Origin of the sequence: Clostridium sp. (assembly GCF_050717535.1) — a bacterium.
GTDB lineage: Bacteria > Bacillota > Clostridia > Clostridiales > Clostridiaceae > Clostridium_AD.
Window position 1 is genome coordinate 24,451 of the sequence record NZ_JBOITM010000014.1, and the last position, 11,277, is coordinate 35,727.

The 11,277-nt window shown below is 28.9% G+C and carries 12 protein-coding genes; 10 read left to right on the forward strand and 2 right to left on the reverse strand.

Annotation, left to right across the window (positions count from 1 at the left end; genetic code table 11):
- Positions 1-226 precede the first annotated feature (226 nt).
- The gene (locus ACREVU_RS03145; RefSeq protein ID WP_431550169.1) at positions 227-1,501 is read left to right on the forward strand and encodes a DEAD/DEAH box helicase; all 1,275 of its coding nucleotides are present in this window, start codon (positions 227-229) and stop codon (positions 1,499-1,501) included.
- Positions 1,502-2,013: 512 nt separating this feature from the next.
- Positions 2,014-2,736 carry a hypothetical protein gene (locus ACREVU_RS03150; RefSeq protein ID WP_431550170.1) on the forward strand — a complete coding sequence of 241 codons (723 nt, stop codon included), beginning with the start codon at positions 2,014-2,016 and terminating at the stop codon, positions 2,734-2,736.
- Positions 2,737-2,847: 111 nt separating this feature from the next.
- Here the strand turns inward: ACREVU_RS03150 and ACREVU_RS03155 are convergent, their stop codons facing one another.
- Complete coding sequence (locus ACREVU_RS03155) at positions 2,848-3,108, reverse strand: glutaredoxin family protein (protein ID WP_431550171.1); 261 nt, start codon at positions 3,106-3,108, stop codon at positions 2,848-2,850.
- Between the two features lie 222 nt (positions 3,109-3,330).
- Here ACREVU_RS03155 and ACREVU_RS03160 point away from each other — a divergent pair, with 222 nt between their 5' ends.
- From ACREVU_RS03160 to rd, 8 genes are all read left to right on the forward strand, one after another.
- Positions 3,331-4,356, forward strand: coding sequence for an AI-2E family transporter (locus tag ACREVU_RS03160; RefSeq protein WP_431550172.1), 1,026 nt, complete (start codon positions 3,331-3,333; stop codon positions 4,354-4,356).
- 20 nt (positions 4,357-4,376) lie between these two features.
- Positions 4,377-5,237 (forward strand): methyltransferase domain-containing protein, encoded by an 861-nt coding sequence (locus ACREVU_RS03165; RefSeq protein WP_431550173.1) that lies wholly within the window; start codon positions 4,377-4,379, stop codon positions 5,235-5,237.
- 46 nt (positions 5,238-5,283) lie between these two features.
- The gene (locus tag ACREVU_RS03170) at positions 5,284-6,075 is read left to right on the forward strand and encodes a RelA/SpoT domain-containing protein (protein WP_431550181.1); all 792 of its coding nucleotides are present in this window, start codon (positions 5,284-5,286) and stop codon (positions 6,073-6,075) included.
- Positions 6,076-6,099: 24 nt separating this feature from the next.
- Complete coding sequence (locus tag ACREVU_RS03175; RefSeq protein ID WP_431550174.1) at positions 6,100-7,851, forward strand: DUF4153 domain-containing protein; 1,752 nt, start codon at positions 6,100-6,102, stop codon at positions 7,849-7,851.
- Between the two features lie 38 nt (positions 7,852-7,889).
- Entirely contained in the window at positions 7,890-8,363 is a 474-nt protein-coding gene (locus tag ACREVU_RS03180) for an LURP-one-related/scramblase family protein (RefSeq protein ID WP_431550182.1), read from the forward strand.
- 117 nt (positions 8,364-8,480) lie between these two features.
- Positions 8,481-8,714: a hypothetical protein gene (locus ACREVU_RS03185; protein ID WP_431550175.1), complete on the forward strand. Its 234-nt coding sequence runs from the start codon at positions 8,481-8,483 to the stop codon at positions 8,712-8,714.
- 242 nt (positions 8,715-8,956) lie between these two features.
- Positions 8,957-9,967, forward strand: coding sequence for a spore photoproduct lyase (splB, locus tag ACREVU_RS03190; RefSeq protein WP_431550176.1), 1,011 nt, complete (start codon positions 8,957-8,959; stop codon positions 9,965-9,967).
- Between the two features lie 206 nt (positions 9,968-10,173).
- Positions 10,174-10,335 (forward strand): rubredoxin, encoded by a 162-nt coding sequence (gene rd / locus ACREVU_RS03195; RefSeq protein ID WP_431550177.1) that lies wholly within the window; start codon positions 10,174-10,176, stop codon positions 10,333-10,335.
- Between the two features lie 90 nt (positions 10,336-10,425).
- Here the strand turns inward: rd and aat are convergent, their stop codons facing one another.
- The gene (gene aat, locus ACREVU_RS03200) at positions 10,426-11,094 is read right to left on the reverse strand and encodes a leucyl/phenylalanyl-tRNA--protein transferase (protein WP_431550178.1); all 669 of its coding nucleotides are present in this window, start codon (positions 11,092-11,094) and stop codon (positions 10,426-10,428) included.
- Positions 11,095-11,277 lie beyond the last annotated feature (183 nt).

The window sequence follows — 11,277 nt, forward strand, 5'->3', positions numbered from 1 at the left end:
TATAAGTGAAACAGATTTATTTATACATAAAGACCTTTAAAGTCAAAGTTAAAATGAAGATTAATCAGCCTAAATATACTCATATCACTAATAAAGGGTGGTTTCTTAGATGCAATATAATCATGCACGAAAGTTGTTGTTTCCAATTTTCAAGAAGATTCATAACAGGATATCAGTGATTTGCGACATTTAAAGTTCAAGACGACCACTTTCAAAGGAGAAAATAATGTTATTCGAAAATTTAAATCTTATTACACCAATAAAAAAAGCCTTAGTAACTGAAGGTTATGTAGAAGCTACACCTATACAAGAGGCATCAATTCCTAGTATATTGGCAGGAAAAGACTTTTTAGGCTGTGCTCAGACAGGAACTGGAAAGACAGCAGCTTTTGCTATTCCTATACTTCAAATTCTTTGTGGAAAACAAAAGGTTATAAAAGGACCTAAAAATATAAAGGCACTTATCCTTGCACCAACTAGGGAACTAGCAATCCAAATTGGAGAAAGTTTTGATGCTTACGGTAAGCATATGAATCTTACTAGTGCAGTTATTTTTGGCGGTGTATCACAAAAAAATCAAACTGAAGCATTAAAAAATGGGGTAGACATACTAATTGCAACTACTGGAAGACTACTTGACTTAATGCAACAGAAATACATTAACATACACCATGTGGAAATGTTTGTACTTGATGAGGCAGATCGTATGCTTGATATGGGATTCTTGCGTGATGTAAAAAAAGTTATTGCTCAACTACCTAAAATCAGACAAACTATGCTGTTTTCAGCTACTATGCCATCAGAAATATCAAAATTAGTGGATTCTATTCTTGTTGACCCAGTAAAGGTAGCAGTGACTCCTGTTTCTTCTACTCTTGAAATTATTGAACAATCGGTATATTTTGTGGATAAGAAAGATAAAAAGCCACTTCTTATACATTTGCTAAAAGATAAATCTATTGTTTCTGCTTTGGTGTTTTCTAGAACAAAACATGGGGCAAATAAAATTACTAAGGACCTTAATAATTCAGGCATAGAGGCTCAAGCTATTCACGGGAATAAATCTCAAAGTGCTAGGCAACTTGCTTTAAATAATTTTAAAGCTGGAATTACAAGAGTACTAGTTGCAACAGATATTGCAGCCAGGGGTATTGATGTAGATGAATTATCTCATGTAATCAATTTTGATTTGCCAAATATACCAGAGACTTATGTTCATAGAATAGGAAGAACTGGTAGAGCTGGACTTGGTGGAGTTGCAATATCCTTTTGCGACGAAGAAGAAAAACCTTTTCTTAAAGATATTCAGAAGCTTATAACAAAAACAATACCAGTAGTAGAGGAACATCCTTATCCTGCAAGTAATTTACCAATAACGGTTAATGTAGATAAAGCAAAAAAAACTTCTACAAGAAAGCCATCTTCAACTGGTTATGTTAGAAGAAATGGAAGGACTCAAGCTGGAAAGCAACAGTCTAGAAATACTAGAACATCAAGATAAAAAAAGCTAAGATAAAAAGCATAAAGCCAATGATTATATTAAATAATCATTGGCTTTACTAATCCATATTTACATATGAATTTATCCATATTTTAAATTTTATATGGACTAGATTAGTAATCTCCGTTTTTAGCCTTAGCAATACTGCCTACACTTAAAACTGTAAATCTATTGATTAACATAACTAACATCTCCCCACTATGTGTTTAATGTTGGCTAGTTGATTACAGTAATATTATATCCGAGGATTAGAAATATATACATCAAATAAAATTAAAAATTTCATTTTTAATAGAGAGGCTGGAATAGCCTTGATAGCTTGGGTAAACTTGCTACAGTAGTAGTATTGACCAAGAAGCTCCCACCTCTTAGGTGGTGAGTAGTTCACTAACCCCTTTAGCATCAGTTCTATGACTTTATGTGTAAAGTACTATTTTTGCACAATACAAACAAATATGGTAAAGTATATTGAAATGCAAGTGGATTATTTGACTTAAAGGGGGCTTACGTCATTGTCAGAAAATAATGAAATATACGATTCTATCCTAATTGAATTTAAGCTTAGTGATCCTATTTTAGAAGGAATGAAAAAATCAATTGAAATCTTAACTAAATCTAGAAATGATATATGTAAACTTTTAAAGATGACAAAATTTACGTCTGAAATTATAGATTCAAATGAAAAAATGTTCTTCATAAAAATAAAAACAAATAAATCAAAAATAGAAAGCTGTCAAGAAAAACAAATAGAATTAAATTATAGTATTAAAGTGAGCAAAGATGAGATAAAGAATATTAAAATTCATTTAAAAAAATTAGAAGATGAACTTATAGGAGAACTACAACAAAGTAGAAAATTAAATCAAGACCTTCAAATTTTTATGAAAAGAGAAAAATTTAAATTTTTTAAAAAGGTAATTTTAAAAAATTACAGGAAAGTTTTTTTTAAGTATTCTAATGGACGTTGTATAAAAAATAAAATAATGGAATGTAACAAAAGAAAAGAAAAAATACGCCAAGAAAAGCAAAAATTTGATAGTAATCAACAAAAATATTACAAAAAAATAATTATGGATAGAGTAGCCCTAGCAGAAATGAGAAAGAGTATTATAAAAATGCAGAAGCAAATTAGTTCTTTTCTTGTAAAAATTGATAAGTTAAAAGAATATAAAGAAGTAGAAAACAAATTCACATTAGAAGCTGGCCATTACGAAAATCAAGAAAACAAAATATAAAAATTAAGGTAACGTGGACTCAATATGAAAAATTATTAAACAATAAAATATAAGGAGATAATCTGAAATTATCTCCTTATATTTTATTGCGTATAGGTCCTAAAAAATATTCTATTCAAAAGCCTTTTTAAATACTGCATTTACAATATCCTTAGAAGCAACACCTTCATGAACCTTAATTCCATCTACATAGTAGGTAGGCACATAATAGTAAGTATACTGTTTTGCTATATCTGGCTGAAGCTCTTCATCAATAATTTTTATTTCAATATTAGCATATTCTGGATTTGACTTTTTTAGATTTTCCATCCAAGCAAGTGCTTTTTTGCAATATGGACACCATTCAGTTACAAACATAATCACTGGTTTCATCTTTTATCACCACCAAACTTTTTAAATAATATATATTATTATAATATAAATAGTATACACCATTTTTGTTATTCTCCGTGCATTATAATAATAATAATTGATAGAAATATATTAAATGATTTGATATAATGAAATAGTCAAAAATTATTCTAGTGATAATATGGAAAAATATTTTGAAAGAGTTTCATAATTTACTAAAAATGAATATAAAGGAGAACCTAAATGCAAACTGTAAAACATTTGTTTCAAAGAGAAACATTAGTGAAAGTAATATTATTGGCATCAATAATATTATTTGCATATTTAATAAGATCCATTTTTAATTTGATTTTATTAACTTTTATGATTACATATTTAGCAAACAGTTTACAATGTTTATTAGCTAAGCAAATCAATAAAATTATAAAGGTAAATCCAACTATTATTACTATAATTATATATATGATAATGACAGTAACTATAGTTCTTCTCCTTGTTAAGTATATACCCATTGCCATTTCTGAAAGTATACTTATTTTAGATAAAATAGAGTATATTAAATTCCCCAAAAATAATAAAGGAGTTATGGTTTATTTAACACCAATATTTGAGCAAATTGACATAGCCAGTTATGCTAAATCGGGCATTCAAAGCATTATGCTATTTGTAACTAATTTTGGAGAATGGAGTTTGAACTTTTTTATGGCGTTTTTACTGAGTTTAATTTTTATATTAGAGAAAGATAGCATATTAAAATTTGTATATAAGTTTAAAGGAAGTAAAATTTCAGTGGGATATAATTATCTGAGCTATTTTGGTAATAACTTTTTGAATTCTTTTGGAAAAGTAATACAGGCTCAAATAATGATAGCTATTACAAATACGGCATTATCAGTTGTGGGACTTACGATAATGGGATTTCCTCAATTATTCGCTCTTGCATTTATGATATTTATTTTAAGCCTTGTACCTGTAGCGGGGGTATTTATCTCATTAATCCCTTTATGTCTAATTGCATTTAAAATAGGTGGATTGATTAAAGTGATTTTTGTGCTTATTATGATTTTTATAATTCATGCTATTGAGAGTTATGTTTTAAATCCAAAACTTATGTCTGACACTACCCATCTTCCAATATTTTTTACTTTTGTGACATTAATAGTCTCAGAACATTTTATGGGTATTTGGGGACTGTTATTAGGAATACCAATATTTATATTTATTCTAGATATGATTGGAATAGATTTGAACGAAAAAAAAGTAGGCTAAAATGGAAAGGCAGTGATCTTGTGTCAATAGAAAATGTGGAATCTATATTAAAATGTCCCGTATGCAATTTGTGCTTAAAAAAACATGAAAAACAATATGTATGTTTAAATAACCATAGTTATGATATAGCTAGTAAAGGATATATTAATCTTCTATTAGCTAATCAAAAGAAAACAAAGGACCCTGGGGACAGTAAAGAAATGATGGAAGGGCGTAGAGATTTTTTAAATAAGGGATATTATCAAAAGTTTTCTGAAACATTGAACCAGGTAATAATATCAAATATAAATGGAAATAACATAAATATACTTGATGCTGGTTGTGGAGAAGGGTATTTTTTATGCAGGTTAAAGCAGGCTATATATGAAAAAGAACCTAACATTACTGAAAATAGAAAATTTGATTTTTTTGGTGTGGATATTTCAAAATCTGCAGTTACTTATGCAGTTAAGAGAGATAAAAAAATAAATTTTATAGTGGGTAGCAATTTTAACATACCTATAATGTCAAGTAGCATAGATATTATTATCAGAAACTTTGCACCATCTGATGAGGTAGAGCTTAAGAGAGTTCTAAAGGATAATGGCAAACTAATTGTTGTAACACCTGGAATTCAGCATTTATATGGATTAAAAGAAATATTATATATAAGTCCAAGAAAACATGAAGAAAAAGAAATAGTTTTTCAGGGATTTAAGTTAATTGACAATACAGAAGTTAAATATAATATTAATGTAGAAGATGGGGCACACGTTAAAAACCTTATTGCAATGACTCCTTATTATTGGACTTTTGACAATTGTATGAGAGAAAAAGCCAGTGAGACTTACCAGCTTTCAACTGAAATTGATTTTAATATAAGTGTATATGAGAAGTGTTAATAATATACTGAAATTCAGTATCATATCTTATTAATGGGAGGCTATGATGAATCTTAAAAAAGAAGACTTCTTAAAGAAAACTCATATTACAGAAAAAAATCTTACTAAAAATAATATAGACTGGAAAGTATTAAATGATATATACCTTGATTTTAATATCTATAGGAGTAATTATGAAAGCCAGGCTGGATTCATAGCTGATACTCTCAGAACGCATAAAAAAATACATTCAGTAAAGTCTAGAGTTAAGGAACCAGAGAGATTAATAGAAAAGATAATTAGAAAGACCCCAGGAAGAAAAGAAAAGTATGGCTCAGAATTCCAGTTCTCCATTGAAAACTATAAACAAGAAATAAATGATTTAATAGGAGTTAGAGCAATACATATTTTCAAAGAAGATTGGGAAGATATACACAACTTTATTTATAGTACTTGGAAAGTAATTGAAATCACTGCTAACGTTCGCGAAGGTGATGATACTAAAAGGTTTGATGAACTAAATATTGAAATCCATTCTAGAAAATCAGGCTATAGATCTGTACACTATTTGATAGAATTTTTTCCAACAAGTCAAAAGGTTATAGCAGAAATTCAAGTGCGAACAATATTTGAGGAGGGTTATGGTGAAATTGATCATCAGCTAAGATACACTCATAGCGAAATTCCAGAGGTGCTAGCTTTAAATCTTTTATTATTTAACCGCATAGCAGGAAGCGCTGATGAAATGGCCTCTTTAATAAATTTACTAAATAAAAATTGGACTGAAATGGAAACAAAATACGAAAATATAATAGAACTAAAGGATAATGAGATAAGGAAGCTGAAAGGCGAGGATTGATTGCAAAATACGAGGGGGTTTGTAATGAAAAAAATATTTAATGCAATATTAAATGGCATTAAGAGCAGTATCAATAGATTTCCGCAAACTATTAGTATATCAACCGCTTGTGTGATACTTCTTATATATATATCAGAAATATCATCAGGAATAAGTAGTGATTTTATAGAGACTCTTAGTAGAATAACTATGGCTTCTGCACTTGGAATTCCACTTTCACTGTGCATTAATCTTTTCTTTGAGAGATTAGAGAAGTACAAGAAGATATCCCTAATTGCGTCTTATTTAGGAGGCACTGTTCTATTAATACTTTATTATTACCTGTTCCTAAAAGATATAGGAATGATGGGAATGATTTCAATGTCAAGATATATTGCATTTAGCCTTATCCTATATTTGATTTTTCTTATAATATCATATATCCCAAGCCACGCGGACTTTGAGATTTTCGTTGTAAGGGTTTTCACTAGATTTTTTACTACAAGTTTATACTCTTTAGTTTTATACCTTGGACTTGCGGCAATTCTTTTTACTGTTGATAAACTTCTAGGAATTAATATTAAAGGTGAACTTTACTATTACACTTTTCTTGTTGTTGCTGGTATATTTGCACCAGCATTTTTTCTTGCAGGTCTTCCTACAAAAGATGAAAAGTTAACTTTAAACGACTATTCTCGTCTTTTGAATGTACTTGTGCTATATATAATAATGCCACTTATTTCTGTATATACAATAATATTATATATATATTTCGGGAAAATAATTATTACAAGGCAGTGGCCAGAAGGATTGGTATCTAATCTTGTGCTTTGGTACTCTGTGCTGAGTGCAGCGGTTCTATTTTTCATATCGCCATTATTTAATGAAAAAAGCTGGACAAAAAGATATATGAAGTATTTTCCGAAGGCAATTCTTCCACTAATAGTCATGATGTTTTTTTCTATAGGAATAAGAATTAATGCCTATGGGGTAACTGAAAACAGATACTTTGTTGTTGCACTTGGTATATGGGCATTTTTAACCATGATTTATTTTGCAACTGCAAAAAAGCTAAGAAACATAGCACTTCCCCTATTTCTAGCAATAATAACTTTTATATCTGTATTTGGTCCTTTTAGTAGTTATTCAGTTTCAAAGTATAGTCAAAACAAAAGGCTAACTAAGATATTTGTTAAAAATAATATGATTAATGATAGTAATGTGATTAAAGCCGGCACTGTGGTAAATACTGAAGATTCTAGGCAAATATCCAGTATTCTTAATTACTTTGAAAGGAATCATAGTCTAAAAGATGTTAAAGCCTTGCCAAAAGACTTTAAAACTTCTGATTTAGAGAAGGTATTAGGAGTAAAATATACCGATGAATATAATAATGGGAGTAATGGATATTTTTATTTTAATTCTTCAGGCGCATTAAAACCAATTGATATAAGCGGATATGATTATTTTTTTGATTCAAGAAATTCACAGCAGCAGGGAAGCAACGCAGACTTCAGCATAAATTTTGATTATGAATCAAGCATATTAAAGATAAATAAAGATGGAAAAGATATTTATAAAAAAGATCTATTGGAGTTCACAAATATACTTATGGATAAATATGGTGATAACCAAAATCAGAAAAATATTCCTTCTGATGAAATGTGCTTTGAAGATGAAAATGGCAAAGTGAAAATAAAGATTCAATTCCATAATATATCAGGGAATAAAAATAGTTCAAGTGGTAAAATGGAATCAAAGGATTTACAGTTTTATGTTCTTGTGAAAATAAAATAAATAATTATATAATAGGGGGGATTTATATTAAGTTTTATATTCGAGAAAAAATATTTTCAATGGGTGACAAGTTTACAATTAAAGATGCTTCAGGGGATGATGTTTTTAGTGTAGAGGGAAAGATTTTTTCAATGGGAAATAAGTTAAAAATTTATGACATGGGTGGCAATGAAATTGTATATATTGAGCAGAAGTTGTTTAAACTACTTCCAGAATATGGTATATACTTAAATGGAACCTATGCTGCAAAAGTGAAAAAAGAATTTACCTTCATTAGTAATAGATTCGATATAGATAGTAACATGGGGAATTATGAGATTGAAGGAGATTTTCTTGCTCATGATTTTTCAATTATGAAAAATGATAGCACAATTGCGGAAATAAATAAAAAATGGGTTGCGTGGGGAGATACTTATGAAATTGAAATAAATGAACAAGAAAATTATGCATTTATATTAGCATTGGTAATTGTAATTGATCAAGTATTGCATAATAATAAAAATAATGGCTAAATACAAAAAAATATTGAATTTTACAATAAAAATATAACAATTTTACTAGAAATGATTTATTCATATCCTTTAAGATGTTATAATATATTTGATAAATAAAAGATTTGAGGTGCATCTATGACTAATGATGAAATATATAAACGTATAATGGTTATGACTAGTGTTAAAGCAGCAAAAAGCTTTGTTAAAACTAGTGAGATAAGTAAGGGTGACTTAGGAAAGCTTTGCAAGAGATATAATGTTTTTGTAGAAGGAAAAGCCACTAAGGAAGATATCATTGATAGATTTGTAAATGAAACAGTTGGGATAAAATTAAGAAATAAGGTAATCAACAAATACAATATTAGATAAGAACTATTTATTTGCTAAGAGCAATTTAATATAGGGAGAATGATACGATTTTGTTGTATCATTCTCCCTATATTTTGCTTATAGTTCCTATGCTAAAATATATAATTAGTACTTATGTAAATTAAGCATTTTAAGAGGAAGTTTGAAAAGAATAGAAAATCAAGTTAAAGAAATTGGGGTATAAGAAAGATAGATGTATAAATAACTTTACTTTATAAAATAATACCTATGAGGTGAAAATAATGAAGTTATTTGTACCAGATATTGCATATATAGATCCGAAAGTTCTTAAGTATGATGCGGGACAAAAGGTTATAAAATATTTAGAAAACTTAAAAGTCCCCATAATTAATTCCAAAAAAGTAGTAATAGATTGTGGATCTCCTGAGAAAAATTATGCTGCGGCCAAAAAGACTGTTCTTTTTACAACAAATGGTCAAAAGAAATTAGTGAGTTGTAGACCGTCAGCGGACTATCAATTTTCATTGTCAAGTTCCTGCCCAGCTAATTGTGAATACTGTTATCTTCAGACTACTCAAGGTGAAAAACCTTTTATGAAGATTTTCCTTAATATTGAAGAGATTCTGGATGTTATTCAAAGTTATATAGATGAGAACATGCCTAATATTACCTCGTTTGAATGTGCAAGCATAACAGATCCTATTGCTCTTGAACACTTAAGTGGAAACTTGAAAAGATGCATAGAATACTTTGGTGATAATACTAACGGCAGATTGAGGCTTGTAACTAAATTTGATGATGTTGATTCGTTTTTAAAGCTTCAACATAATAAGCACACAAAGTTTAGGTTTACTTTAAATTCCAGGTACGTAATAAATAACTTTGAACATAATACGTCCAGTTTTCAGGAGAGAATAGATAGTGTTAAAAAAATTGCTGCAGCCGGCTATCCCATAGGATTCATAATTGCACCTATTATGATATATGATAATTGGAAAGAAGAATATAAGGAATTATTTGAGACATTAAAAGTAGCATTACAAGATTATAAGGATGAAATAAGTTTTGAACTTATTCAACATCGATTTACTAAAGCAGCAAAGGATCTAATAGTTCAAAGATTTAAGAATACATTGCTTGATCTTAACGAAGAAAATAGGCAATTAAAATGGGGACCTTATGGTAAATTTAAGTATGTTTATAAGAAACCAGATAGCCAAGATATGAACAATTATATATCTGGACTTATAAATGAAAATTTTCACGGAGCAATAATTGAGTATTTTACTTAACATTCTTTATTAAGAAAAAATAAATATTGTTAATAACTATAGAGTATGGTAATATAATCATAAGTTTTAGTTATAGAAAATTTGTGGTATTAAATCACCTATATTTATCTATAAACTTGGAAGATAATATAATATTTATTAGGTTTTAGGCAGATGAATATTAACAATTATCATCTGTACCAGAAAACTAAAAAGGAGGGATAATTATGGAAAAATATGTTTGTACTGTGTGCGGATATATTTATGACCCAGCAGTTGGAGATGACGATGGTGGAATTAAACCAGGAACTAAATTTGCAGATATACCTGAAGATTGGGTTTGCCCCCTATGTGGTGTTGGTAAATCAGAGTTTGAAAAGGTAGAATAATAATAAAAATAAGTCAGCATAAAGATGTATATCTTTATGCTGACTTATTTTCATTTACCTATTCAAAATAGGTTTAATGAATTATATAACTTAAAGAATCAATTTTAAAGGAACAATTGAAATTCCTTCTTCTGTAAGGGTTAAAAAGTCCTCTCTAGAAATGTTAACTGCACCTAAACTTTCTAGATGCGCTGTATAAACTTGGCAGTCAATTATAACAAATTTCTTTTCCTCAAGGACTTTGCTAAGAGTAATAAAGGCTACCTTAGACGCATTATTCATAGTTGAAAACATTGATTCTCCAAAAAAACATTTTCCCATACTTACACCATATAATCCACCAACTAATTTATCTCCATACCAAGTTTCTACAGAATGAGCGAACCCAAGCTGGTGTAGGGTGCAGTAAGCTTCAATCATTTCATTTGTAATCCAGGTTCCTTCATCTTTTCTTAAATTAGAACAATTGGATATAACATCTCTAAAGCAAGTATCAAAGGAAACTCTATATGTATTCTTTTTAAGTAGTTTTTTCATAGAGTGAGAAATTCTAACTTCTTTTGGATAAACAACAAATCGTGGATTTGGTGACCACCAAAGTATTGGCTCATCTTCTGAAAACCATGGGAATATTCCATTAGAATATGCAAGTATCAATCTTTCAGGAGATAAGTCACCATCAATGGCTAAAAGTCCATCCTCCTCTGCAAGTGAGGGGTCAGGAAATACTATATCATTGGATAATCTATATATAGGCATAATATGCTCCTTTCAAGAGATTTATTAATACACAAAAGCTATGAATTTTAGTAATTATTTAACTTATATTCCGCTGAATGAATTTCAAAACTAATTATTTACTAAAAAGATATTAATTTACAATTATTTACAAAAAGGATTTTTTAATTTTATGTCGAATATATTCATAAAATACTTTTTGAA

Excerpts from the sequence above, each read along its gene's own strand:
- ACREVU_RS03145 (WP_431550169.1), top strand. The coding sequence starts at position 227 with ATGTTATTCGAAAATTTAAATCTTATTACACCAATAAAAAAAGCCTTA.
- ACREVU_RS03155 (WP_431550171.1), bottom strand. The coding sequence starts at position 3,108 with ATGAAACCAGTGATTATGTTTGTAACTGAATGGTGTCCATATTGCAAA.
- ACREVU_RS03160 (WP_431550172.1), top strand. The coding sequence starts at position 3,331 with ATGCAAACTGTAAAACATTTGTTTCAAAGAGAAACATTAGTGAAAGTA.
- ACREVU_RS03170 (WP_431550181.1), top strand. The coding sequence starts at position 5,284 with ATGAATCTTAAAAAAGAAGACTTCTTAAAGAAAACTCATATTACAGAA.
- ACREVU_RS03175 (WP_431550174.1), top strand. The coding sequence starts at position 6,100 with ATGAAAAAAATATTTAATGCAATATTAAATGGCATTAAGAGCAGTATC.
- ACREVU_RS03185 (WP_431550175.1), top strand. The coding sequence starts at position 8,481 with ATGACTAATGATGAAATATATAAACGTATAATGGTTATGACTAGTGTT.
- splB (WP_431550176.1), top strand. The coding sequence starts at position 8,957 with ATGAAGTTATTTGTACCAGATATTGCATATATAGATCCGAAAGTTCTT.
- rd (WP_431550177.1), top strand. The coding sequence starts at position 10,174 with ATGGAAAAATATGTTTGTACTGTGTGCGGATATATTTATGACCCAGCA.
- aat (WP_431550178.1), bottom strand. The coding sequence starts at position 11,094 with ATGCCTATATATAGATTATCCAATGATATAGTATTTCCTGACCCCTCA.